Here is a 22,491-nt window from a genome sequence, read left to right as displayed (position 1 = left end):
AACTAAGTATTGTCCACTCGTGGGAGTGTAATTAAATGATGTGATTCAAATCGATGACGTTGGCAACGAAACTGATAAGCATCGTGATGCCGATCGTGATAGAGAACCCTAATACCCCGACGCCGATGTTCAACTTGCTTTTTCCACGGTTGACGTAAATCGCAAAGACTGATGTGATAAAGGCTAAAGCGAGGAGTGTGAAGATCAGTTCGACCGATCCGCCGTTTCCGCTCACAATAGAAAAGAAAATAAGGACAGGGATGATATTCAAAAGCAATGCCATCCAGCTTGATATACTTCGGACCCAAACGTTATCCAGCATAGCACATCCTCCTTTTTAAAAGTTATAGTAAAATACCCTTACCACTACGACAGTAAACCGATTTTTGGTGAGTGTTGGATATTTATGGATGTTTGCTGTCGAATTAGAAAATGAGGCAAGTCGCGCTCGAATCGAGAAAGTCGCGCCCGAACTGGGAAAGTCGCGCCCGAACCGGGAAAGTCGCGCCCGAACCGGGAAAGTCGCGCCCGAACCGAGAAAGTCGCGCCCGAACCGGGAAAGTCGCGCCCGAACCGGGAAAGTCGCGCCCAAACCGAGAAAGTCGCGCCCGAACCGGGAAAGTCGCGCTCGAACCAGGAAAGTCGCGCCCGCATCGAGAAAGTCTCACTCGAACAGCGCTGTATGGCATGAACGCATCTTTTTCTCATAAACTAATTTTGGGGTGAGAAAAAATGCCAAGAGTCAAATATACCGATGCAGATGTTGCTTTAATGGCACGAATGATGAGGGCGGAAGCGGAAGGCGAAGGGAAACAAGGCATGCTTTATGTCGGAAATGTGATTGTGAACCGGGCAGCAGCAGACTGTCTGGACTTTACCGATGTCAGAACGATCCGGCAGGTCATTTATCAAGTGCAGGGTGGGAATTACTCATTCGAAGCGGTTCAAAAGGGAAACCTGTTCTACAACAGAGCAAGATCTGTCGAGAAAAGGCTGGCAAGAAGAAATTTAGAGTCATGGAGAGAACATCCGGCCAAATATGCGCTGTGGTATTTCAATCCATACGAACCCTGCCCTCCGACGTGGTACGGTCAGTTGTTTACAGGACGCTATAAGAACCACTGCTATTATGAACCACAACCTGGAACGTGCGCGAGCGTCTATAGATAGGAAGAATCGGTTCTCGTAACTAAGAAAATCGGTTTTGGAGAAACGACTCGCTTTCCACCGGCGGTCGGTGAGCTTCCTCGCTCACTGCGAGATCGCCGTCCTCTCATCGGGGTCTCCCCGTTTCTCCAAAACCTTTACAACAAGAAAACGGAACCTCTGATTGTTATCATATATTCGCTTATAAGAGCAGAACGGTTCACACATCGAAGTTGATTATGGACATCATCACATCGCATAGGCTATGATCACAGGCTGAAGCACGTATGTTTCAGCCATTTTGCTATTACATAAGGATAGGAGGAAGGAACATGGGAGTGGAACAGAAATTATTTGAGGAAGCGAAGCAGTTGCTTGAGCAGCGTTACCCGGAAGGATGGGGCGGTGCGGCAGCGATGTACACAGATGACGGAAGAGTGCTCACAAGTGTCGCACCTGAAGTCGTCAATGCTTCCACTGAGCTCTGCATTGAAACGGGGGCTATTTTGGAGGCACACAAGTGGAACGCCGCCGTTACCCATTCGATCTGTGTCGTAAGAGAAAATGAAAGCGAAGACGTACGGATTTTGACGCCTTGCGGGGTATGTCAGGAGCGGCTGATGTATTGGGGAAGAGAAGTGAAAGCAGCCGTTTCGAACCGTGGCAATGAGCTTTTATACAAAACATTAGATGAGCTTCAACCCCATCATTGGTCTCATGCTTATTCGGACGAAGAGTTCTTTGAATGATCTATTTATAAAACAATGGCCAGGAAGCTTTGTCCTGGCCATTCGTATGAGTTTATTTATCGTCATCGTCATAAGGGAACAATTCTTCAGACGTTTCGGTTCTAAGCTCTGGTGAAGGCTGAATGCTTCGGTCTTCCCGACTCTCTTCTTTCTTCTCTTGATCCAGGCTTCGTGCTACAGACTGGTGGAAGAAATATTCAAAGATCGTTAAAGAAACCGTGGCAATCAAAGTCGCTGAGAACACATTATCGCCGACTGTCAAAGCGTCTGTCATAAAGTAAATGACAGCAAAGGCGAGAATGAAATCCGCAACAGTCGACCCTGTATTGCCCGTATTCTTCAAAAGAAGAATATCAACGACTGCATAAGACACCGCCGCAAGTACAAGGGATATCAAGAAAAAGTTCCCGAAAGATACATCGAAACCAGCTCCGAGAATTACCCCTAAGAGCACAAGAGTGACGACGAACTTCAGCATAAACAATTTAAAGTGGGTCATATTCAACACCTCCTACAACACTATCTTGTCCATTTCACTCAAGCCCACACTAACAATAAATGGACTATCGTGATGGAAGCATAGTACACGCGATTTTCCATAAAATAAAAGCGGACGAGAATGGCTTCCGTCCGCTCTTACGTCTTATTTAATATGCTGAAGATCGTCATTCATCTTCTTCGACTCATTTTTGAAATAGAAGTAAAAGCACGTCCAGATGATGATGTAGCCGATGAGCATGGATGCAATGAACAACAGCAGGTTCCCTACTCCCTGTGGCATCCAGCCAATACCGTAGGCGAGCACGCCGTACACGATCATGACGGTTACGAAATGGAGAGCCGTCTGCTTCGGAAGCGTCAGGGATTCCATTTCAAAATACAAAGGGGAGACGGTGAACAACCAGCCACAGAAAATGGAGCCGAGCGCATTTTTTACAAACAGGGCAGAATCAAGCGTCTCCAGGTTTCCGAAATAAATGGCCGCGAATGTCAGCATTACACCGAAAAAACCGCCAAAGAATAATCCAATCATACTTCTGTATAAGAATGTTTTCATTTAAGCGTTCCTCCTGTTTAATTTCAAGATTTCTTTCATCTTGCCTACATAGTGCCGGGATGCGTATTCGACATTCCCAGATTGGAAATGAACAGCCAGCGTCCCATTAAACGATGGTTCGAAGTGGCGGATCTCATATAGATTGGCCAACACGGACTTCGAAAGCCGGATGAACGTAGTGGAGGGCAGCATCTCCTCAAGCTCATACAATTTTTCCTTCACTTTGAATGACCCTTCTGCTGTAGTTGCAATGACAACCTCTTTTTCCGTGTGAAAATGGTGGACGGTATCAGGTTTCAAAATATGCTGCTCCTCGCCTTTTTTTCCTACGATAAATTCAGTTTCTCTTTCTTTTAGAAAGTCCAGCATTTGTTTGATGGTGTCATCCATTTCCCTGCAGTGGATGGTGACATGTGTTTCCTCGTACTTACGGTCGACGTCGAGTAAGACTTTCACTTGATTTCCCCCTTCTCTGTGCGGCTTTCTTAAGGTTAGTATAGAACGGAATCACAGGGGTGTCATGGAGAATCAGGTAAAAGGTGTAAAAGAAGAGGTCAGTGGCATAGAAGAAGGGGTAAGTTGCGGAGGGATTTGTGGGGCGGGCTGGGCGAAAGAGGAGCTGAACGCCCAGGCTTAAAGCTCTTTTTCCAGACACGTCACTTCGTTTTCCTCTACTTGGCTCATCCCGTAGTACGTAAACCCCATGCGCTCCCAGAAGGCATGGCCCCGTTCATTGTTCACAAGAACCGCAAGTCGTACCGATGTGAAGCCCCGCTCCTTCAGCAGGCTTTCAAAAGATTGATACATAGCGGACCCGATTCCTTTTCCATGATGATTCTGATCGACCATCATCAAGCCGATCCACGGATAGCCATCTTTCGGGTTCCTTGGTAAAAAATCGACGAGCCCGACCGGGTCCTCTGCCTCGTACGCGATATAGCTTTCCGTCGCCTTTTCATCGAGGAATTCTCCGCGGACCTTTTCCAGCGTCCTTGTCGCCTGTCCGTTTTCAAGCAGGTTGTATGCGGGATTCGCATTGTACAGCTGATGGGCCATATGTATATTTTCTTCCGTAATCCGTTCAAAGTGCATGATGGTGGCCTCCTGTTTTCTAAATTATCTCTCACTCATTGTAACGTTATTTCAGTGGGAGCGACTAATGGAATAGAAGAGGGGGTCAACAAAAATGAAGAGAGTGAAATGGATCGGACTTTGTGTGCTGCTCTTGCTTACAGCTTGTGGACAAGGAAGTACCCAGGCAGCTTTGCCTGTTGATAAAGAAAAAATCGATCAACAGGTACTGAAAGGGAATCAGCAGTTTGCCTTTGAGCTGTTTCAACAGATGAAAAAGGACAATCAGAATGTGTTCATGTCTCCTTACAGCATTTCCGTCGTCATGTCGATGGTCCTTGCCGGAGCGGAGGGCGAAACGGAAACGGAAATGAAGGACGTCATGAATTACGGTCCACTCGAGGACCCGTTGATTTTGGATACGTATCACAACTACACGGCACACCTTCAGAATGCCGGGGAGAAGGTGGATATCCAGTCAGCGAACTCGATTTGGCTGGACGAAGCATTCTCTGTGAAGGACGATTTCAAAAAAGATATGACAGACGCATTTCGTTCGGAGGTCTTTCAGCAGGAGTTATCGAATCAGGCCATTGTAGATGATATGAACGGCTGGGTGAGTGATAAGACGAATGGCATGATCGACACTTTGATTCAGAAACCCTATGACGGAAGCGTTCGTATGCTGTTGAACAATGCGATTTATTTTAACGGGAAATGGAAAAATCCGTTTGAAGAATCGATGACGACCGAGAGGGACTTTACGCTTACAGACGGGACGATCCAGAAGCAGAAGCTCATGTTCCAGGAAGAACGTTTTGATTATTTGGAGACGGAGGGCTATCAGGCCGTACAAATGCCTTACGGTGAGGGGGATTACTCGATGTACGCCTTCCTGCCAAAGGATCAACCCATCGATGATTTTGTGATGACCTTTAATGCGGAGGAATTCCGGCATACAAAAGAAAGCATGCAGTCAACTCTAGTCGAACTGACCCTTCCGAAGTTCAAGGTGGAGTACGGAGTTAAATCCGTCAAGGAGCCACTTATGAACCTCGGAATGGAGAGCGTGTTTTCCAATGCAGACTTATCCGCAATGTCTGATGCAGGCTTATATGTAGACGACGTAATTCATAAAGCGGTCATCGATGTGACGGAAGAAGGAACGGAAGCGGCCGCTGTAACGCAGGCGTCTGTTGAAGAGTCCGCTGCCGTAGAACCGCAGGCTGAAATATTCAAAGCCGACCGCCCATTTTTCTATGTGATTGCCGATGATGAATATGACTCCATTTTGTTCATGGGGACGTATGAAGGCGAGCTGTAGCGCGCAGATTAATAGCGGGAGGTGCTTTCGTATGAAGAAGTACACCGTAACAGGCACAGATATCGAAGAAGTGAAGAAACGTAATGCAAACTCAGGTCTGTCCTATACAGAAGTGAAGAAAAAACTCGTTGAACAAATGAAAAAATCCTGATAAAAAAGCCTGTCCATCCAATGAGGGAGGGACAGGCTTTCGATTAGTCGCGGCGTTCTTTTGTTCCGTTGCCATCTTCTGCATTGTACGGCTTGCCGATTCTAGGCTGGTCGCGTTGGTTCGGATCGTTTTCATCGTTCATATACATGTCACGTTGGTTGTCGTAGTTCATGTTCTCGTTATAACGTGTCGGCTGATAGTTCACGTCTTCAGGCTGATTATTCATGTCATTGCCGGCACAGCCGACAAGAAGTCCAGACATGAGAACAGCTGTCGTTCCTAGTAGTCGAATTTTCATTGGTCACCCTCCATTTCTTGTCGAATTGCTCTTACTTTCTGCAAGGAGAGGGTGAATTAGTCGGTTAATATTTGGAAAGGCGCTCAGGAATAGTTCACCGCTTAACGGCTCAAACTACTTTTGTTCCGTTGATAAGGAACAGTCGGGAGGGAATGACGATGGCACGAAGAAAAAGAAACTGGGTGGCGCTTGGTACAGCAGGAGCTCTTGGAGCGGCTGCGATGTACGGCGTGACACGTATGAACCAAAACGGTGGATTCGGCCAGCTGGCTGAGAACACCCGTGAGGCGATGGGCCAAGACCCGATGGAGCGCGTCGGAGAACAAATCCAATCTGCGCACCAGGCGTCGATGAACCAACTGCAGAACACATTCAATCAAGAAGAACTATAAAAGAAGAAATGAGCCAAGGAGTGAAAACGGTTTTGAGAAACGCGTTCATGTCCATTTTATCCCCAGATGGAGGGTGAAACAGCCGAGACAAGACCGCTCTCAACCACTTTCACGCTCATGTAACAGGAAAACAGTCGTGAGGAGAATCCTCGCGACTGTTTTTTCTAAGATAAAAAGCGTTTACGCTCATCAGGCGTCGGAAGCGGGCACTGTTCTTTCGTTCCGAACCACTTGTAGCGGTTTTTCGCTATCACGTTATACACAGTATCCCGGATCGGTTTGGGGATAGCCGTCAAGAAATGCAGCGTTTTCCACAGCCCGTTCAATTGTCTGCATACACGAAGGGCGGCAGTGGACTGCGTGTACATACGATTTTTTTCGATCAAGATAAAACTGTCCAGCTCAACCGGGGCTCCGAATTTTCTCAATAATTCCTGACCGGTTTCACTTTGCAGGGAAGCAAACTGGAACATAGCCTTTGGATCGCGCTTCATGATGAACTGGACGCTCCGGTCGCAGAAGTGGCAATCGCCGTCGAATAAGATGATCCGTTTCATGAATATCCCACCTTTTACCTGTAGTGTACCATCTTGTTCAACATTTCACAATTCAGTAGGGAGGATAACTTTTCTCGATTCAGGGTATGAGAAATGGGAGGTGATGATAATGAGAAAAATGAACAGAGGAATCATGACGGCGATTGCATCCATAGGGATTGCGCAAGGACTGAAGATTTTCACACATAAGAGGTTGACTGGGGATTGGGACGTGAAACAGGTCCTCACGACGGGCAGTATGCCGAGCTCTCACTCAGCAGGCGTCTCCGCTCTCGCTTCGTATATCGCAGCGAACAAAGGCAGCCGTCATACCGAGACGGCGCTCGCCACGGTCTTTGGCGTCATCGTCATGTATGATGCGCAGGGGATCCGCCGCCATACAGGAGAAATCGCCCAGCTGGTCAATGACTTGGAAGACAGCATCGCCGGAATCGCCGGTGATTTCCCAAGCATCGAATTCGTCGAGCGTGAAAAAGAACTGAAGGAACTGCTCGGGCACCAGCCTGTTGAAGTACTGGGTGGAGCGATGCTCGGGATTGCATTAGGCGTTCTTTCCGCAAAGCTTGAAAACAAATAAGCGAGCCGGACAGGCTCGCTTAATTTTTTCTGGATTGTACATAGTAGGTCGTGGGGTGGAAAACACCCCGCGATCCATGGTTCCCCGCCTTATTGCAATTCCGGCATATCAATGACCCATTCTTTGTGTTCTCCGGTTTCCGGGTTCAGAATCCAATATTCATTGTCCGGAATCCGTTTGGCAAACTGCTTGTTGATCGTCACAAGGATTTCCGGACTCTTTTTGAAAAAGACCGGCTCGCTCACGTGTTCGTGGAGGTTTGTCACCTGTTCAATATTAGAACCGTCTCGGTTCATCATAAACAGCTCATACTGGAAGGTCCCGTTTTCCGATGTCGATCCTACGTCTGAGAACGCGATGTGTTCGCGATCCGGTGAAGGGGTGGGACTATAGAAGATAGGCATCTGTGACGGTGTCTCGAACGAAGCATCCGGCTGAATCGTTTCGGACTCTCCCGACTCCACATTAAGAACTTTCATGACATCATGCCCTTCAAACGCTTCTCCTTCAAACGAACGATAGGAGACCGTATCCTCGTCCCAAACGTGTAAAGAAGACATATCATAAGCATCGGTCTCCGTCACCGCCTCTTCGACCTTCGTTTCCAAGTTCATGCGATAGACATCCATTTCGTGCGGATGCTCTTGAGAAACCGTGGAGTAGTTCGTATATAAATCAGACTTCAAATAGTACAGGTATTTCCCATCAGGAGAGAACGTGACCTCTGTGATGAACTGCTCCTCGCCAAGCAGCGCGCGCTCTTCACCATTTTCAAAAATCATCAACTGCTTATAAGGCGTCTCTTCCTCGGACCACGATTGGATGAAGGCGATCGTTCGATCATCAGGAGAAATCGCCGGGCGAATGTAGGAACGGCCTTCCTGATCAGGACTTGCGAGAAGCTCCGCCTCCTGCTGGCCGGTCGTCATATACAGGGAAGCTTGATCATTTTGAAAATAAGGGAAGACGATGGTTTCATCATCCCCGGCAAGCGCCGGGGACTCCCCAAGGCCGGTGTAGCCTGTTTTTCCTTCCGTTGCCGACTCACCGAATCCGACTAACACGAAATAAACCAGAGCCATACTTACGACAAACCACAAACTCTTACTTTTCAACAGTTTCATGATGTTCTCCTTTCTTTATCCAAACACAATCGGGACCATAGGAACGGCGATCACGACACACACGAACAGCAGTCCGGTGAAGATGGCAGCGACCGGCTTCTTACCGATAAAGCGCATTTGGAATTTGTAAAAAATAAGCCAGCCAACAATCGCGGTCAGTGGAAGGAACAGTTTCCAACTATACTCGCTGAAGGCAAGCCCCGCCCATGTAACAAACAGCGCCGCAGCAGAGATGGCGAGACCAAGCAGAAGATTGATGATATGACTCGCCGTTTTAATACGGCGCTTCTTTTTGCTCGGGTCGCCACGGTTTGTGAAAAACGAAGCGTTACGGACCATGAACAGAAAACTGATCACCACGAGCACCGCAATATAAAGGAGCAGTGGAATACTCTGTTCAGCTCGGAAGCGGATGACGACAAAATAATTGAAGCCGTTCCAGCCGGCAGTCAAGTAAATCAGCACGTTGATCGACCAGTAGAACCGCCCAATCCATGAAACGTTGAACGCGGCCAGACTGACTACTGTTCCGAGCGCCATTTGCACGAGAAGCCAGTCTGTCCCAGGCTCCTCAGCGTTCATGATGAACACGAAGTGGAGGAGGATGCCGAACAGAATCGTCCCGAGACCAATGACGAAAAGCAGTCCCCGTTGATACGGATACATGCTTTCCTGAAGTCCGTTCCCGACAAGCTTCGGCCCGCCGAACTCCTCTACAGCCTTTTGTTCGGCCTTTTTCTCCGAGTGACCTTGTGCAAGGAACTCTTCCTTCAGACTTTTCAGGTGGGCGAGGAGCTCCTCTCTGAGTTCCGCGCGCTCCTCAGGATCACTCTGCATATGGTCCAACGTTTTTTCCACGTGCCTTTCCAAACGCTTCATGATCCGTCCTCCGATGTCCTCGTAATCAAGTCGTTCACATGCTTCCACGCACTCCGTTTCTCCTCAAGCATAGCCGTACCTTCAAGCGTGATTTGATAATACTTCCTCCGCCCGCTCGCAGTCTCAGCCCAATACGAACTGACCCACTCCTTTTTCTCCAGACGTTTCAAAGCAGGATAAAGCGTCCCTTCACTCATGTTGTACAAATCATTGCTCTCATGCTTCAACCGCTTTACAATCTGATAGCCGTACATGTCTTCCCTGACTAACAGGTTCAGCATCAGAATATCGATGCTCCCTTTCATAATTTCCCGATCCATACGTGTCACCTATTTCTTTAATTGGTATTTACATCCAGTGACATTGTATAACGATGTGCATCGAAAAACAAGGGTTAAATTCCAATTATTGAAAATAGAAAGGAGGTCTTTATAAACTAGTTTTAACCCCCCACGTATCCAAAAACACAAAAAAAGCAGCCTTCTAAGAAAGGCTGCTTCGCAAAATGTCGAGAAAGTCCTATCGGTTCTCTCTAAGCTTGAGAAGCGGTGTTGGCGAAACAACTCGCTTTCCATGGGCGTCCGCTGAGTCTCCTTGTTTCGCCAACACATTTATGAGGAGGGGGACAGAACCTCTAATGCTAGCATCTTAAATAGCTATGTTGGCACGGAATGATGTTCACCTTTCCGTATTTCAGCTCGGTTCGAACTAAGACCGCCACGTCGTGTGGCAACGTCGAACGACCCAACGTCCTGTTGGGCCGCGGAAAGCGAGCTATTTTCCACCCCACTGTCCACTTGTTTGTAACAGAACCGTCCCTCCATACTTTTCAAGAGTATAAAAAGCAGCCTTCCAAAGAAAGGCTGCTTTATGATAGCTTATTTGCCGATGAACATTTGCGTCCAGTAGTTGCCGTCATCCGTGTGTCCCACACCAATGTGCGTAAAGTTCGGGCTCAGGATATTTTGACGGTGACCTTCACTGTTCATCCATGCATTGACCACCTGCTCAGGAGACTGCTGTCCCATCGCAATGTTCTCACCCGCGGCCCGATAGTCGACTCCATATGCCTGCATCATATCGAATGGAGAACCATACGTCGGACTCGTGTGAGAAAAGTAGTCGTTATTCAACATATCGAGCGATTTATCTTTTGCAACAGCGGCGAGCTCCGTATCGAGTTGAAGCGGCTCAAGGCCACGCTCCGTACGCTCATCGTTCGTCAGTTCGACAACTTCCTGTTCGAAGGCGGACACTTCTGAGTTTGTTTCGTCATCCTGCTCCTGTTGTGGCTCTTCCACTTCAGGTGCTGGCTGCTCAGCCTCAGGTGCCGGCTGTTCTGTTTCAGGTGCCGGCTGTTCTGTTTCAGGAGCTGGCTCTTCAGCTTCAGGAGCCGGTGCTTCCTGTACAGGCGTTTCCGGCTGTGGCTGTTGTTGAACCGGAGCTTTCGGTTCTACTTGGAATTGATCCAGGAAGGAATTCAAATCGAATTCTCCATTACGGATCTGATCTTCATTCTGTTTGAACCAGTCAAAGACGTGGTTGACCTCTACTTTATATGTTTCTGATTTTTGTACGTGTCCATCGTCACTCGAAGCGAATGATGTGGCTGGTGCAGCTAATATAGACGCTGCAAGCGCTCCTGTGATCAGCAGTGATTTTTTCTTCATGAAAAATCCTCCTTGGTGTGTAGGTTTGGTACAGCTCGATTCTATCATTGGATTCTCTGTAATATTTCAGGATGAATTTTACAATAGTAGGCTGATAGAAGGAGAGAGGAGGTCAAGGAAGTAGAAAAAGACTTAATTATCGAGTGGTTTTACATTTACCCGATTCTACAAGATAATGGGAAATAGATGAAAAATAGATAGGATTTTCTATAGATTAGGGATTGACAGGTTTCTGGAATCGTCTGATTTTTACGAATGTGACGTTGGATTTACAAATGTTTCAACAGAGGAGGGAGGAGGATGGGGGTGCTGTTAGTCAGTCTGTCGCTGTTGTTCGCAGCGCTGATCATTCAAGTGGCGAGCGGCCCGGTCATAAGCCTTCTATCCATGGTATTATGCGTCGTCGTACTGTTGATTGGGGTCGAGCGAATCTATCAGGATTACAATCGATAAAAAAAGGTTCTGTTCCACCTCAAGCGCGGAACAGAACCTTTCTTTTATTGTTTCAGCAGATCCATCTCTTCACGGATCCTCGCCCATGCATCGGTCGACGTGTCTGTCAGCATAAAGTGCTCGGCCTCGGAGATCTCGACGTACTTGATGAAATCCCCCATATTTTCAGCCCACTGGAAGTAGTGATCGCTGATGCCTACCGGGACGTGGACATCGAGCGATCCGTGTACCAGCACTTGTGGAACACTTAATGGAAGAAGTTCGATGGGTGATGCTTCTTTATACCGCTCTTCTAGATGATCTGAGAGCAGTTCAGCTACTGGATTATTCGGCTCAAGCGAAAGCGTATCGTCGCGGAATTGATGAACCTCGTGCATACGGGAAAGGTCGCTGACGCCGGCCAGGCTGACGGCTGCTGTAATCGGAAGCGGCTTTTCTGTGTAGAGCTCGCTGTTATCCGGCAGTCGGTGACGTGCGGCGGCCCAAAGCGCAAGGTGTCCACCAGCCGAATGTCCGATCGTGACGACTTTTTCTACGTTGATCGGATACGACTCTGAAAGTGTTCTGAGATGGTCGATGGCAAGAGCAGTGTCGAGGAATGTTCCTGGCCAACCGCCGCCTTCCTGTCCGGTCCGTCGGTATTCGATCGACCATGTCGCCCATCCGTTCCGGCTCAGATCCTCTGCGACATCTTCGACCAGGTCGAGACCGAATCCCGAACGCCAAAATCCGCCGTGGATGACGACCGCTACAGGGTGCGGCCCTTCCCCTTCCGGCAGTCGCAGTTGTCCAAATTGATTTTCGTTTTCTCCATAATAGATGGTTTCCATTGTCCTCACCTCTGCCGTCTATTATCTCATATTCCGAAAAGAAGTTCTCTTTTTCATAAGCAAGCATAGGCTTAGGATGGGAGTTTTTCTAAAAGGGGGAGAATCCATGCATTATTATGACAATGCAGATCAAGTAGCATGGCAGGCGGCGAAGTATGGGATGCTGGCAGATTATTATAAGTATATGGATCCTCGGTTACACGTGTATTATTATCAAAAACACTTCGAGTGCATGCAACGCTGGTGTATGATGGAGCAGCAACGCGGAGAGCAGATGGGCATGGGCGGCGGTAATCCTGCTATGGTGCGCGTCATCCATGCCTCACCTGATGCGCCGGCAGTGGACGTGTATGTAAATGGGCAGAAAGTGCTGTCTGACATATCGTATAAACAATCCAGTGACTACCTGCAGGTTCCGGGCGGACAGTATCAGATCGATGTCTACCCAGCTGGTAAAACGGACCAGGCTGTTGTGACGCAGAACCTTGCTGTTGAAGGTGGCAACATGTACACCGTCGCTGCAGCCGGTACGCTCGACTCGATCCGTCTCATTGCGGCGCTGGATAACCAGTCTGTTTCATCCGGCAAAGCGAAGGTCAGGTTCTGGCACTTGTCTCCGAACGCCCCTGCTGTCGACATCGCGGTCAAAGGGGGAGACGTCCTGTTCCGGAACGTACCATTTGGAAAAGCGACACGCTATATGACGCTTCCGCCGACTACGGCCGACTTGGAAGTTCGTCAGGCGGGAACGAATCAGGTCGTGAAGACGGTGCCGGGTGTTAAACTTGAGCCGAATCAAGCCTACACGGCCGTCGCAGTCGGCCTCGCCGGCAAACAACCGCCTCTCGAAGCACTCTTTTTACAACCATAAACAAGTATGCAGGACGGTTCTGTTACAAATGGAATGGACAGTGGGGTGGAAAATAGCTCGCTTTCCACGGCGGACGGCGAGCTAACTCAGGCGTAAAGCCTGAGTGGATCTCGCCGTGGTCCGTGCATCCCGTAGGAGTCTCGCCATTTTCCACCCCACTGTACGTAAGTAGTGGGAACAGAACCTATCGTGGAAGAAGAAAGACGAACGTAATGCTGTGCAGTCATCGCCTTTTTCAAGTGGCAGCATAAGAGGTTCCGTCTCCTTTTCATAAAGGTGTTGGCGAAACAGCGAGACTCCTATGGGAGCAGAGTACAGTTGAGACCCCACAGCGACCGAAGGGAGCGAGGAGACTCAGCGGACGCCCATGGAAAGCGAGTTGTTTCGCCAACACCGCTTCGCCATCTAAAAAAGAACCGATAAGACTTTCTCGGGCAATCTGAAAATACAGGCATTCGCTGCCTGTATTTTTTTGTTTTTTATTCCGAATGGCGAAAGGTTTAGTTTCCATCTGATATGTGAAAAGTAGGAGAAAAGGATGGTGACGGTTATGACGAAAGAATCGTATATGGAGCGTTTGAAAAAGTTGAACCCAGCAAAGGCTGTGCAAATCGGGAGGAAGCATTTTTCAGAGAAAGCTTACGTAGAGAAAGTCAGGAAATATGGCGGAAGGATTGGGACGAAAATCGTTTATTACAGCCTCGTATTATATTACGCCTTTCAAAATCCGAACACCCCGAAAAAAGCGAAGCTGACCATTGCAGGGGCGCTTGGCTATTTGATCCTGCCGACAGATGTGATACCGGATTTTCTACCTGCCATCGGGTTCACCGACGATAGTGCGGTCATCATCTACGCTTTATACCAAGTGCTCAGCCAAATTGACGAACCAGTGAAGCAGCAGGCGCGGGAACGGATGGTCAAGATTTTCGGAGAGGGGGCAGAGGAAATCGAACTTCCGGCCCCTCCAAAATAATTTTTAAATAAATGAACACTTTTCAGCAAAAATCTGCTATAATCTGCTAAAATAATATCAATCCAGACAGGAAAAAAGGATGACATGGCGTCATCCCTTTTTTACCACTCATTATAGCCCGCCACATCATGATAATGGATGAAGCGGTTCGCTCTGGAGAGCATTTCACTTTGCTTTTTCTCTTCGTTTGCGACGGTCAAGACTTGAATGCCATGTTCCTCACGAGCTTTTCTCAGTTTGTAAATTTGATCGTGGGCCCATTCGTCGCCGACCAGATTCGAGAAGTGAAAGCTTTCCCACATGATCGCCTCTACATACGGATGCGTCGAGGTGGTCAACGTGTCGAAGCCCCAGTTTTGAATCATAGATATGCCGGGGTGCTGTTCCTGAACGCTTTCCATCCAACTGACCATCCCCTGTCGCTGCTCATAGAGAATCTCAGCATTGTCACTATGTTCATTGTCGATGTTCCCCACTGTATCTAAAAACACGCCGTCCAAGTTTTTTGAAATGATCTGCTTATCGACTTCAGCCTGCAGGACCTGCTGGTAGTGAGGAGACGTGATATCAGTCAAATAGGAGTCCCACTGGGGGTAGTAGACGCGCTTGCCGTCCCGGTGGAAGAAGTCATCTTCGTTCAGCTGCTCAATGAAGGAGGTGTTCCAATTATCGGCTTCCATCGTATTGATATAGCCATAGACGAGAGTTCCTTGTTCCCTGATTCGTTCAATTTGGTCTGGTGAATAGAAGACAGGTTCAATGATGACTAGGTCGTAGCTGCCCATTTTGTCAAGAATGTCAGGGGTTGGGGAATCGTAGTAGATTTTGTAGTCATACACTTTCTGAAGCTGGCTTTGTTCTGTGGCGTTCGGCTTGGTGGCGTAGAAAATGGCTGAGCTGAGTAGCAAGAGGGAAGACATAACGCTGAGACGAATAAAGGTTTTCAAAGGCAGGATCCTCCTGATGTTCTTTTTATTAGTAGTATACCATGATTTCATATTTTTCTAACGTATTACGAGAGGTGATGCACATGATCTATAGACAAACCAGTACAATTCGAAAGATAGTAGAGCTCATCATCATTGTTTCTGTCGTCGGCTTGATCGACCAATGGTTCGCCCTGAACGCTACAGAGTGGCTGTTCAACCCGTTTATTTTTATTATCCTTCTATTTTCTCTTCGTTACGGGCTGAACATTGGATTGCTGACCTTCTTCATCACGACGCTCTATTATGTAGCTGATGAATCGTTCAATGGAGGGGATGTCTTTCTATTATTCTATGACGAAGGGAATTACATCGAACTTCTATTCCTGCTCGTATTAACGATTATTGGCGGGATGTATGGGACGGGTGCGAAGGAACGGTATGAGTCGCTTCACTATTCGTATGACGAAGTATCGGACGAAAACAAAGAGATGCGTGAAGTAGTGGAGATGATGGAGGAATCCCAGAAATCGATGCAGGAGCGGATGCTTGAAAGCGAGTATTCCTTGAAACGGATCTACGAAGTGGGGAAATCGCTCGATCAGCCGAACGCGGACTTGATCCGGAACGAAGCGATCCGCATCATTTCAGACTTGTTCCAGGCGAAGGAAGTGGCTCTTTATCACGTGGACTCTTCCCAACATGCGATGAGGCTTTATGTGCGGAAAGGAAGCACAGAAACATTCCCACAAACGATTTTCATCAACTCGGATTCTTTAATGTATCAACGACTTTTCACGAATCAGACGATTACATTGAGGACCGTTCAGGATGAAGAGGGGGCCCCACTGCTTGCCGGCCCCGTCGTGACAAAAGGCGTCGTGAAGGAAGTGCTGCTCATTGACCACATGGATTTCGCGCGGCTGACGAGTTATGAAATTCAAATTCTATCGATCCTTCTGGACTGGCTGTCCGACCGGCTTGAAAAAGCTCATAAGGTGGCGTTGAAGGAAGAAGAGAGTCTGATGTACCCAGGAACACGCATTTATTATAAAGAAGCCTTTTACGATAAAGTGGAAATCCAGAAGAAGCGAAGCCAGACGTATGGCGTACCTTACAGCATCATTCAACTTGGGTTCGATGGAAGTGGAAACATGTCGCTGCTTGAAGTAGAGGTCATTCTTCGAGCCTATCTCCGTGAGATTGATAGGATTGGATTTGATGAAGAGAACCAGCAAATCCTCTTCCTTCTTCCTGGTACAGAAGAGTCGAAGGCGTCTGTCGTGGAGAACCGGATCCAGAAGTATCTGAATGAAAAAGGTGTTCACTATGTTGAATGAATGGCTTCATCCGCTTTCGGTCGGGCTGTTTTATTTGATTCATGCGATTGTCGTACTCATCGTTTTCGCAGTCGTAAAGAAAAGGTTGAAAGAAGTGGAGCAGTCCGCCTGGGAATGGATTGTTGTCGTATCGCTGTTTCTCCCGTTGATCGGAGAGCTGTTCGGTCTTATCGTTTGGCTTGTTTCGAAAAGGTGGGGCACGAACGATATGCTGACTGACTATGACGAGTACGTCACCTACAAACCGATGATGCTCGAACAGCTTCGTGAGGAAGTCCGGGTCAGCGATGAACTTCTTCCGTTCAGTGAAGCTTTCTCTGAACAGGCAACGTCGAATCGCAAGGATCTGATTATTCGCCTGATCAATTCCAATATCGTCGACAAAGGGAAATATCTTTCACTCGGACTCGCCAATTCAGATTCTGAGACCGTTCACTACGCGGCGACCACGATGAATTTTCTCATCGATACCTTTGAAAAAGAGCTTCAACTGAAAAGACGGGAATATGACGCGGGAAGTCCGGAAGCACTGCTGCCGCTCCTGCAGGTATATGACCAGTATTTAAAGAGCGGGCTGTTGCAACAGGCCGCAGGGAAGAGATTGATGGAGGACTATGTCCAGCGGATGGAAAACGCCATCGCTTTCGGCATACGGGAGAAGTGGCTGTATCAGATGCTCGGAGAAGCATACCTGGCTAACGGCCAGACAGAGAAGGGGATTCAGACGCTCGAATCCTTGATTGAGCTGTTTCCGACGGATTCAGAAGGCTATCTCAGTTTGGTCCGTTATCATTATGACCAAAAAGACTGGCAGCGGATCCGCTCGATTCTTTCGGATATGCGCGAGCGTGTACCGGAGGATAAGGTTCCGGCTAACCAGAAGTTCACCATCGATCAAATGTGGGGGGCTGTTCAATGAAGAAACAAACCATTCAACTCAGCTTATTTCTATTCATTCTTTTAATCGGGATGGTGGCTCTCCTTCAGTTGGTCCGTGTGGAGCAGTTCCATCGCTGGCTGTCAGCTCAAGCTTCCCCCAATTTGGAAGTGGAGACGATGACAGCCGAAAAGACCACGGCTGAAGGGGAAGAGCTGATGATTTACATCCACCAAAACGATAGTGCGCTGTCAGAAGGTGCTATTGAGAACCTGACGTATTCGCTCGATTACGCCAAGGTCCCACACCAGGCTATTACCGTCGAAGAAATCGAAAGCCTGGAACCGTCACCTTACTCGGTGCTTGTTCTGGCAGGGGAGCACTCAAGAGAATGGCCGAAAGAGGCGGTGAGCCGATTTGTCGAACAGGGAGGGCGGTTGTTCATCGCCGGACGTTTTATCAACCCTGAATGGAACGACTTGATCGGACTTACCGACGTAGAAGATTTCAAGGATGACATTTTTGGAATCACCTTTGAACAAGAACTATTTCCGGGATACATCGATCTCCCTTCTTCTTCAACGCTTTTCTCACACAGTATTGCGGATGTAACCCTTTCTGAGAACGCGGAAGTGTACTTGAGGACAGAGGGTGAACCGTTGATGTGGACGCATCGCTTCGGAGAAGGAAAGGTGCTGTTCTGGAATACGACAACGGTGGCGGACAAGAACTCCCGCGGTCTGCTGCTGCAGTCGATGTCGCTCCTGCCGCCAACATTCGTGAGTGCTCAAGCTGCCATTAAAGTCATGCATATCGACGACTTCCCGGCTCCTGTACCGTTTAATACATCTGCTGAGTTCGAGGCGGAATACGGGATGTCGGTCAAAGACTTTTACAGCCATGTGTGGTGGGAAGATATGAGGGAGTTAGGTGAGAAATATGACTTCACTTATACCGGATATATGATCGGTACTTACCGTGATGACACAGAACTGGAAGGAGAACCACTCCTTGATGTCTCGCGTTTTCCGATGTTGTATTTCGGGCGTAAATTATTGAAAAATGGTGGGGAAATCGGGCTCCACGGCTATAATCACCAGTCGCTTGTAACAGCGGATGAACCGATTGATCCGGGTCTTGGGTATCGTCCATGGGAGGATCAGGAGCAAATGGTGAAAGCGTTGAAAGATGTTCAAAAATCTTTCTCTTATTATTTTCCTGAAGAGGAATTAAAGACCTACGTTCCACCGTCTAACGTATTGAACCGAACTGGAATTAACGCTTTGCATGAGGCTCTGCCAGAAATGGGCACGATTGCCGGGTTATACATTGGTGGGGAGACGGGCAGTTTTGTACAGGAATATGAGTTTGATGAAGTGTACCCTGACTTGTATCACTTCCCACGGATTACGAGCGGTTACATCGATGAAATGGATGATCCTTTCCTCCAGACCGATGCGATCGCCAACATGGGCGTGTTCGCTCACTTTATACACCCTGATGATGTGCTCGACAGCTATCGCTCACTCGGTAAAAACTGGACAGGTATGAGGGACAAGCTCGGGGAAATCGGTGAGCATATTCAAAGCAACTACCCCTATTTAGAAGCGATGACCCAATCGAATGCCACGAAAAAGATGGTGCAGTACCAGCAATCAGAGCTTGATGTATTTTACCGAGAAGGGGACATCGTCATCAAAGGGGAAGGCATTGTAGAGCCCTCCCATCTATTCATTCGTGTCGAGGAAGGAAAATCGATCGATACAGGAGAATTTTCGTTCGGGAAGGTGGAGTCCTACGGTGATCGCTTATACTTGCTCACCTTGACGGAACCGGAAGCAACGATTGAAGTAAAGGGTGAAGAATCATGAAAATTGGCATGGTCGTAGAAGGGAGCTACCCTTATGTAAGTGGAGGCGTAGCAAGCTGGGTACAGATGATCATTCAGAAGATGCCGGAGCATCAGTTTGAGATCATCGCCATCACGCCTGAGGAAGTGACGGACAAAGAGTACCGGTACGAGCTTCCACCGAATGTGACGGGCGTGACGACCCTTCCGCTTACGATGAAACAAAGACCCCACAGCCGAAAAGAGGCATTAACAGCCAATGATCAGCAAGCGGTTACGGATTGGATGATGTTCAAGAAAGCGGACACAGAAGCGCTTCACGTCCTGGGGCAGAAGCTCGGCAGTACGGATGTTTTCTTTTCCAGTACCCTGTTCTGGGAGCTTGTCCAGCAAAGCTACGAGGAAGAACAGCAATCCGGGTCATTCATTGAATATTTTTATATGTGGCAGGGGATGTTCAAGCCTGTCATCGAGCTTCTGCAATTTGATTTCCCGGAAGTGGATCTCATTCATTCAGCCTCTACAGGGTATGCGGGTTTGATTTCTTCGTTCATCAAGCGCGAGCAGAAGGTGCCGTTCCTGTTGACCGAGCACGGCATTTATTCGCGCGAACGAGAAGAAGAGATCCTCCAGGCGGGCTGGATTGCGGATTACTACAAGAATCGCTGGATCCAATTTTTCCATCATCTGTCGAGGCAGGCTTATGCGGAAGCGGATGATGTGATCACGCTGTTTGAGCGAAACAGCGAACTACAAGCCGATATCGGAGCGGATCAAGAGAAACTCCGCATCATCCCGAACGGCATTCAGTACGATCGTCTGTCATTAGTTGAAAAAGACAGAAGCCAGCGCAGTCATCTAGTCATCGGAGCCATTGTCCGAGTCGTTCCGATCAAGGACATCAAGACGATGATCCAGTCGGCCAAACTGCTGCTGGACAAAGGGGTCCCATTTGAGATGTACATTATGGGACCTCTGGATGAAGATGAAGAATACGCGGCAGAATGTACGGAGATGATTGAACAGCTCGGCTTGTCCTCCGCTGTTTTCTTAACAGGTAAAGTGAACATCATCGAATACTTACCGAAGTTCGACCTCTGTCTGTTAACGAGTATTTCCGAAGGACAGCCGCTTGCGGTATTGGAAGGAATGGCCGCAGGACTCCCTTGGATTACGACCGATGTAGGGTCTTGTGCAGAGCTGATTTACGGACGAGAAGATGATCCTTACGGGCCGGCTGGGTTTGTCGTACCACCCGTTAACCCTGAACAAGTCGCTCAGTACTGTGAATGGTTTTATGATCATCCGCATGAAGCCGTCAAGTTCGGGAGAAACGGTCAGCGTCGTGCAGAGCAGTTCTATCAGGTGCATCAATTTATAGAGGAGTACAGGGAACTGTATCTAGAGAGGAGAGAGGCATATGGCGGGCATAGGGTTTAGGTTGCAGAAGCTCTTTCAGGAGGATTATTTTTCTTCCCGGTTCAAGGCCTATGCCTTTGCGGGTCTCGTCACCGCCGGTCCATGGCTTGTCGTCATCACGACGATTGCCTTGATCCAGTGGATCACCTCTCATTTTGCCGACCTCAGTCAGGAGGAGCGGGAGCTGTTCAACTTATCGGTTTCCTACTGCTTCATTTTTTCTCAAGTCATCTTCGGCATCCAGCAGCTCGTCGTCACCCGTTATGTCGCCGATCTATTTTACCAAAAAAGATCTTCAGAAGTGTTCGGGACTTTTATCGGAATGACGAAAGTGACGCTTGTCCTGACCGCTTTGTTGTGGGGCGTCTTCGTCCTCATTTCTGAATTGCCGTTTCTTTATGAGATGCTCATTTTGGCGCTGTTCATCACGATTAACCTGATTTGGGTGATGTTCCTCTTCCTGAGTGCTGCGAAAAACTATCAGGCAGTAGCGTACAGCTTTCTGATCGGTGCCGTCGTGGCGATCGGGTTTGTCGTCTGGGTCGGACAGCATGCCAGTCAATTCATCGCACCACCTCACTCTAGCAGCTTCATGCTCCTGCTCGGCTTTACGAGCGGGATGGTCATCACGCTGTTCGGCCTGTTGTTGTCGATGTTCATTACCTTCGGGGAAAGAGGGATGAATCATCAATTCCAGTACCTCAGCTATTTCGACCGTTTCCCGTCCTTGTTCTGGACAGGCTTTCTTTACAACACGGGCATCTGGGTATGCAACTGGGTGATCTGGTTCGGAGAAGGACGGTCGGTACTGTTGGACACGTTTGTGTATCACCGGATTTACGACACGGCGATCTTCTGGTCATATTTGACGATTATCCCGTCGATGATTATTTTCGTTGTATCCGTTGAAACCCGTTTTTACGAAAGGTACCGGGTGTTCTACGGGAACATCAACTACGGAGGTACATTAAAACAGATCCGCGAATCGAAAACGAAGATGCAGCGGGTGCTGAAGCAGGAAATGGAGCGATTGATTCGTAACCAAGGTGTGTTCAGCCTGTTGGTTATCCTGTCGATCGGGTATATCAATGCGCTGGTTCTTCTGGATCCGAGACTGATATCCATTTTCCGCTTTACGACCATTGGCGCCTTCTCCAATGCGATGGTACTCGTCATTACGCTTGTTCTTCTTTACTTCGATGATCGACGAGGCGCGATGTACACGTCCATCTGCTTTTTCAGTTTGAACCTTTTGCTGTCCATCGCTTTTCTACCCCTTGGGTATGACGGATACGGACTGAGCTTCTCCATCGGTTCAACTTGTGCGTTCCTGTTTTCGGTGATCCGTCTCGTTACGTATATCGAAAAAGTGGATTATTACGCGTTCTGTCAGCCTCAGGAAAAGAAGGTAGGGCGGCCACGGACGTTCTTTACACGAACGGGACGTCTCTTGGACCGCAAGTCTGCAAGCTGACTTGGACAGGTGGCCACAATAAAAGAAGACACAGAGAAGGAACGCTCCTTTTCTGTGTCTTCTTTTTACTGTGGCTGTTCTTTTACAGCTTCAGGTTTTGCCTTTGTCTTTTCTTTCAGTGGAGCGGTCATGCCGCTTTCTCCTTCGAATGTGGCGCCTTCTTCGATTTCAATCGAGCCCATAGTCGCTTTGCCTTTGAAATGACCAGAGGAAAGGATGTGGAGTTTTTCGGACGCTTCGAGTGTTCCTTCGATGCTACCGGCAATCGTAATGTTGCGGGCAGAGACGGTATGATCGAGGGAGCCTTCCTTTCCGACGGTCACATCGCCATCCACGTGAACGTCGCCATGGATTTTGCCTTCGACGCGCAGGCTCGTTTTGGAATGGATTTTTCCTTCTAAGGTGGTGTCCGCTCCGATGATCGTATCAACGGAATCGACTTGTGGTTTCTTGTTAAACATCTGGATGCCCCTTTTCATAG

The 22,491-nt window shown here is 48.3% G+C and carries 27 protein-coding genes; 13 read left to right on the top strand and 14 right to left on the bottom strand.

The window, feature by feature from the left end:
* Window positions 1–31: 31 nt before the first annotated feature.
* Window positions 32–322 carry a hypothetical protein gene (locus LCM20_RS15820; RefSeq protein WP_225196454.1) on the bottom strand — a complete coding sequence of 97 codons (291 nt, stop codon included), beginning with the start codon at window positions 320–322 and terminating at the stop codon, window positions 32–34.
* Between the two features lie 410 nt (window positions 323–732).
* Here LCM20_RS15820 and LCM20_RS15815 point away from each other — a divergent pair, with 410 nt between their 5' ends.
* Together LCM20_RS15815 and LCM20_RS15810 are read left to right on the top strand one after the other, a co-directional pair.
* The gene (locus LCM20_RS15815) at window positions 733–1,170 is read left to right on the top strand and encodes a cell wall hydrolase (RefSeq protein ID WP_225196453.1); all 438 of its coding nucleotides are present in this window, start codon (window positions 733–735) and stop codon (window positions 1,168–1,170) included.
* Between the two features lie 308 nt (window positions 1,171–1,478).
* Window positions 1,479–1,895, top strand: a complete 417-nt coding sequence (locus tag LCM20_RS15810) for a cytidine deaminase (protein WP_225196452.1) — start codon at window positions 1,479–1,481, stop codon at window positions 1,893–1,895.
* A 52-nt stretch (window positions 1,896–1,947) separates the two neighbouring features.
* On the opposite strand, the gene LCM20_RS15805 is transcribed toward LCM20_RS15810, so the two are convergent.
* The 4 genes from LCM20_RS15805 to LCM20_RS15790 all read right to left on the bottom strand — a co-directional run bounded on the left by LCM20_RS15805 (window position 1,948) and on the right by LCM20_RS15790 (window position 4,044).
* Window positions 1,948–2,394 carry a YndM family protein gene (locus LCM20_RS15805; RefSeq protein WP_225196451.1) on the bottom strand — a complete coding sequence of 149 codons (447 nt, stop codon included), beginning with the start codon at window positions 2,392–2,394 and terminating at the stop codon, window positions 1,948–1,950.
* A 144-nt stretch (window positions 2,395–2,538) separates the two neighbouring features.
* Window positions 2,539–2,952 (bottom strand): DUF3021 domain-containing protein, encoded by a 414-nt coding sequence (locus tag LCM20_RS15800; RefSeq protein WP_225196450.1) that lies wholly within the window; start codon window positions 2,950–2,952, stop codon window positions 2,539–2,541.
* Window positions 2,953–3,408, bottom strand: coding sequence for a LytTR family DNA-binding domain-containing protein (locus tag LCM20_RS15795; protein WP_225196449.1), 456 nt, complete (start codon window positions 3,406–3,408; stop codon window positions 2,953–2,955).
* 177 nt (window positions 3,409–3,585) lie between these two features.
* Window positions 3,586–4,044: a GNAT family N-acetyltransferase gene (locus LCM20_RS15790; protein WP_225196448.1), complete on the bottom strand. Its 459-nt coding sequence runs from the start codon at window positions 4,042–4,044 to the stop codon at window positions 3,586–3,588.
* A gap of 94 nt (window positions 4,045–4,138) precedes the next feature.
* On the opposite strand from LCM20_RS15790, the gene LCM20_RS15785 reads away from it, so the two are divergent.
* A complete protein-coding gene (locus LCM20_RS15785; protein WP_225196447.1) occupies window positions 4,139–5,347 on the top strand; it encodes a serpin family protein in 1,209 nt (402 codons plus the stop codon).
* A 194-nt stretch (window positions 5,348–5,541) separates the two neighbouring features.
* On the opposite strand, the gene LCM20_RS15780 is transcribed toward LCM20_RS15785, so the two are convergent.
* Complete coding sequence (locus LCM20_RS15780; protein ID WP_225196446.1) at window positions 5,542–5,796, bottom strand: hypothetical protein; 255 nt, start codon at window positions 5,794–5,796, stop codon at window positions 5,542–5,544.
* A 158-nt stretch (window positions 5,797–5,954) separates the two neighbouring features.
* Here LCM20_RS15780 and LCM20_RS15775 point away from each other — a divergent pair, with 158 nt between their 5' ends.
* Window positions 5,955–6,188: a hypothetical protein gene (locus LCM20_RS15775; RefSeq protein WP_225196445.1), complete on the top strand. Its 234-nt coding sequence runs from the start codon at window positions 5,955–5,957 to the stop codon at window positions 6,186–6,188.
* A gap of 164 nt (window positions 6,189–6,352) precedes the next feature.
* Here LCM20_RS15775 and LCM20_RS15770 read toward each other — a convergent pair whose 3' ends face one another.
* The gene (locus tag LCM20_RS15770) at window positions 6,353–6,745 is read right to left on the bottom strand and encodes a thiol-disulfide oxidoreductase DCC family protein (protein ID WP_225196444.1); all 393 of its coding nucleotides are present in this window, start codon (window positions 6,743–6,745) and stop codon (window positions 6,353–6,355) included.
* Window positions 6,746–6,854: 109 nt separating this feature from the next.
* On the opposite strand from LCM20_RS15770, the gene LCM20_RS15765 reads away from it, so the two are divergent.
* On the top strand, window positions 6,855–7,322 hold the full coding sequence (locus LCM20_RS15765; RefSeq protein WP_225196443.1) for a divergent PAP2 family protein: 468 nt from the start codon (window positions 6,855–6,857) through the stop codon (window positions 7,320–7,322).
* Window positions 7,323–7,411: 89 nt separating this feature from the next.
* On the opposite strand, the gene LCM20_RS15760 is transcribed toward LCM20_RS15765, so the two are convergent.
* The 4 genes from LCM20_RS15760 to LCM20_RS15745 all read right to left on the bottom strand — a co-directional run bounded on the left by LCM20_RS15760 (window position 7,412) and on the right by LCM20_RS15745 (window position 10,995).
* Window positions 7,412–8,446: a TolB family protein gene (locus tag LCM20_RS15760; protein WP_225196442.1), complete on the bottom strand. Its 1,035-nt coding sequence runs from the start codon at window positions 8,444–8,446 to the stop codon at window positions 7,412–7,414.
* 15 nt (window positions 8,447–8,461) lie between these two features.
* Window positions 8,462–9,325, bottom strand: a complete 864-nt coding sequence (locus LCM20_RS15755; RefSeq protein WP_225196441.1) for a permease prefix domain 1-containing protein — start codon at window positions 9,323–9,325, stop codon at window positions 8,462–8,464.
* On the bottom strand, window positions 9,322–9,645 hold the full coding sequence (locus LCM20_RS15750) for a PadR family transcriptional regulator (RefSeq protein WP_225196440.1): 324 nt from the start codon (window positions 9,643–9,645) through the stop codon (window positions 9,322–9,324). The genes LCM20_RS15755 and LCM20_RS15750 overlap by 4 nt, the downstream gene beginning before the upstream one ends.
* 558 nt (window positions 9,646–10,203) lie before the next feature.
* A complete protein-coding gene (locus LCM20_RS15745; protein WP_225196439.1) occupies window positions 10,204–10,995 on the bottom strand; it encodes a CAP domain-containing protein in 792 nt (263 codons plus the stop codon).
* Window positions 10,996–11,295: 300 nt separating this feature from the next.
* On the opposite strand from LCM20_RS15745, the gene LCM20_RS15740 reads away from it, so the two are divergent.
* Window positions 11,296–11,448, top strand: coding sequence for a hypothetical protein (locus LCM20_RS15740; protein WP_225196438.1), 153 nt, complete (start codon window positions 11,296–11,298; stop codon window positions 11,446–11,448).
* Window positions 11,449–11,492: 44 nt separating this feature from the next.
* Here LCM20_RS15740 and LCM20_RS15735 read toward each other — a convergent pair whose 3' ends face one another.
* Complete coding sequence (locus LCM20_RS15735; protein ID WP_225196437.1) at window positions 11,493–12,278, bottom strand: alpha/beta hydrolase family protein; 786 nt, start codon at window positions 12,276–12,278, stop codon at window positions 11,493–11,495.
* A gap of 106 nt (window positions 12,279–12,384) precedes the next feature.
* Between LCM20_RS15735 and LCM20_RS15730 the strand changes: the two genes are divergently transcribed.
* Together LCM20_RS15730 and LCM20_RS15725 are read left to right on the top strand one after the other, a co-directional pair.
* Complete coding sequence (locus tag LCM20_RS15730; RefSeq protein ID WP_225196436.1) at window positions 12,385–13,149, top strand: DUF4397 domain-containing protein; 765 nt, start codon at window positions 12,385–12,387, stop codon at window positions 13,147–13,149.
* A 550-nt stretch (window positions 13,150–13,699) separates the two neighbouring features.
* Window positions 13,700–14,125, top strand: a complete 426-nt coding sequence (locus LCM20_RS15725; RefSeq protein WP_225196435.1) for a YkvA family protein — start codon at window positions 13,700–13,702, stop codon at window positions 14,123–14,125.
* 101 nt (window positions 14,126–14,226) lie between these two features.
* Here LCM20_RS15725 and LCM20_RS15720 read toward each other — a convergent pair whose 3' ends face one another.
* Window positions 14,227–15,072 (bottom strand): putative glycoside hydrolase, encoded by an 846-nt coding sequence (locus LCM20_RS15720; RefSeq protein WP_225196434.1) that lies wholly within the window; start codon window positions 15,070–15,072, stop codon window positions 14,227–14,229.
* An 83-nt stretch (window positions 15,073–15,155) separates the two neighbouring features.
* Here LCM20_RS15720 and LCM20_RS15715 point away from each other — a divergent pair, with 83 nt between their 5' ends.
* From LCM20_RS15715 to pelG, 5 genes are read left to right on the top strand one after another with little or no spacing between them, the layout of a single operon-like run.
* Window positions 15,156–16,391 (top strand): hypothetical protein, encoded by a 1,236-nt coding sequence (locus tag LCM20_RS15715; RefSeq protein ID WP_225196433.1) that lies wholly within the window; start codon window positions 15,156–15,158, stop codon window positions 16,389–16,391.
* Entirely contained in the window at window positions 16,384–17,310 is a 927-nt protein-coding gene (locus LCM20_RS15710; RefSeq protein WP_225196432.1) for a tetratricopeptide repeat protein, read from the top strand. The genes LCM20_RS15715 and LCM20_RS15710 overlap by 8 nt, the downstream gene beginning before the upstream one ends.
* The gene (locus LCM20_RS15705) at window positions 17,307–19,139 is read left to right on the top strand and encodes a DUF2194 domain-containing protein (protein WP_225196431.1); all 1,833 of its coding nucleotides are present in this window, start codon (window positions 17,307–17,309) and stop codon (window positions 19,137–19,139) included. The genes LCM20_RS15710 and LCM20_RS15705 overlap by 4 nt, the downstream gene beginning before the upstream one ends.
* Window positions 19,136–20,557 (top strand): GT4 family glycosyltransferase PelF, encoded by a 1,422-nt coding sequence (gene pelF, locus LCM20_RS15700; RefSeq protein WP_225196430.1) that lies wholly within the window; start codon window positions 19,136–19,138, stop codon window positions 20,555–20,557. Before LCM20_RS15705 ends, pelF begins: the two co-directional genes overlap by 4 nt.
* Window positions 20,538–22,010, top strand: a complete 1,473-nt coding sequence (gene pelG / locus LCM20_RS15695; protein ID WP_225196429.1) for an exopolysaccharide Pel transporter PelG — start codon at window positions 20,538–20,540, stop codon at window positions 22,008–22,010. Before pelF ends, pelG begins: the two co-directional genes overlap by 20 nt.
* A 65-nt stretch (window positions 22,011–22,075) precedes the next feature.
* Here pelG and LCM20_RS15690 read toward each other — a convergent pair whose 3' ends face one another.
* Window positions 22,076–22,471, bottom strand: coding sequence for a bactofilin family protein (locus LCM20_RS15690; protein ID WP_225196428.1), 396 nt, complete (start codon window positions 22,469–22,471; stop codon window positions 22,076–22,078).
* Window positions 22,472–22,491: the final 20 nt, after the last annotated feature.

Source organism: Halobacillus litoralis, assembly GCF_020171725.1.
GTDB classification, from domain to species: domain Bacteria; phylum Bacillota; class Bacilli; order Bacillales; family Halobacillaceae; genus Halobacillus; species Halobacillus litoralis_F.
The sequence above is the reverse complement of the archived record's forward strand: the minus strand, read 5'-3'. Positions and strand labels throughout refer to the sequence as shown.

Coding starts and splice junctions, on each gene's coding strand:
- LCM20_RS15820 (WP_225196454.1), bottom strand. CDS start 322: ATGCTGGATAACGTTTGGGTCCGAAGTATATCAAGCTGGATGGCATTG.
- LCM20_RS15815 (WP_225196453.1), top strand. CDS start 733: ATGCCAAGAGTCAAATATACCGATGCAGATGTTGCTTTAATGGCACGA.
- LCM20_RS15810 (WP_225196452.1), top strand. CDS start 1,479: ATGGGAGTGGAACAGAAATTATTTGAGGAAGCGAAGCAGTTGCTTGAG.
- LCM20_RS15805 (WP_225196451.1), bottom strand. CDS start 2,394: ATGACCCACTTTAAATTGTTTATGCTGAAGTTCGTCGTCACTCTTGTG.
- LCM20_RS15800 (WP_225196450.1), bottom strand. CDS start 2,952: ATGAAAACATTCTTATACAGAAGTATGATTGGATTATTCTTTGGCGGT.
- LCM20_RS15790 (WP_225196448.1), bottom strand. CDS start 4,044: ATGCACTTTGAACGGATTACGGAAGAAAATATACATATGGCCCATCAG.
- LCM20_RS15785 (WP_225196447.1), top strand. CDS start 4,139: ATGAAGAGAGTGAAATGGATCGGACTTTGTGTGCTGCTCTTGCTTACA.
- LCM20_RS15780 (WP_225196446.1), bottom strand. CDS start 5,796: ATGAAAATTCGACTACTAGGAACGACAGCTGTTCTCATGTCTGGACTT.
- LCM20_RS15775 (WP_225196445.1), top strand. CDS start 5,955: ATGGCACGAAGAAAAAGAAACTGGGTGGCGCTTGGTACAGCAGGAGCT.
- LCM20_RS15770 (WP_225196444.1), bottom strand. CDS start 6,745: ATGAAACGGATCATCTTATTCGACGGCGATTGCCACTTCTGCGACCGG.
- LCM20_RS15765 (WP_225196443.1), top strand. CDS start 6,855: ATGAGAAAAATGAACAGAGGAATCATGACGGCGATTGCATCCATAGGG.
- LCM20_RS15760 (WP_225196442.1), bottom strand. CDS start 8,446: ATGAAACTGTTGAAAAGTAAGAGTTTGTGGTTTGTCGTAAGTATGGCT.
- LCM20_RS15755 (WP_225196441.1), bottom strand. CDS start 9,325: ATGAAGCGTTTGGAAAGGCACGTGGAAAAAACGTTGGACCATATGCAG.
- LCM20_RS15750 (WP_225196440.1), bottom strand. CDS start 9,645: ATGGATCGGGAAATTATGAAAGGGAGCATCGATATTCTGATGCTGAAC.
- LCM20_RS15745 (WP_225196439.1), bottom strand. CDS start 10,995: ATGAAGAAAAAATCACTGCTGATCACAGGAGCGCTTGCAGCGTCTATA.
- LCM20_RS15740 (WP_225196438.1), top strand. CDS start 11,296: ATGGGGGTGCTGTTAGTCAGTCTGTCGCTGTTGTTCGCAGCGCTGATC.
- LCM20_RS15735 (WP_225196437.1), bottom strand. CDS start 12,278: ATGGAAACCATCTATTATGGAGAAAACGAAAATCAATTTGGACAACTG.
- LCM20_RS15730 (WP_225196436.1), top strand. CDS start 12,385: ATGCATTATTATGACAATGCAGATCAAGTAGCATGGCAGGCGGCGAAG.
- LCM20_RS15725 (WP_225196435.1), top strand. CDS start 13,700: ATGACGAAAGAATCGTATATGGAGCGTTTGAAAAAGTTGAACCCAGCA.
- LCM20_RS15715 (WP_225196433.1), top strand. CDS start 15,156: ATGATCTATAGACAAACCAGTACAATTCGAAAGATAGTAGAGCTCATC.
- LCM20_RS15705 (WP_225196431.1), top strand. CDS start 17,307: ATGAAGAAACAAACCATTCAACTCAGCTTATTTCTATTCATTCTTTTA.
- pelF (WP_225196430.1), top strand. CDS start 19,136: ATGAAAATTGGCATGGTCGTAGAAGGGAGCTACCCTTATGTAAGTGGA.
- pelG (WP_225196429.1), top strand. CDS start 20,538: ATGGCGGGCATAGGGTTTAGGTTGCAGAAGCTCTTTCAGGAGGATTAT.
- LCM20_RS15690 (WP_225196428.1), bottom strand. CDS start 22,471: ATGTTTAACAAGAAACCACAAGTCGATTCCGTTGATACGATCATCGGA.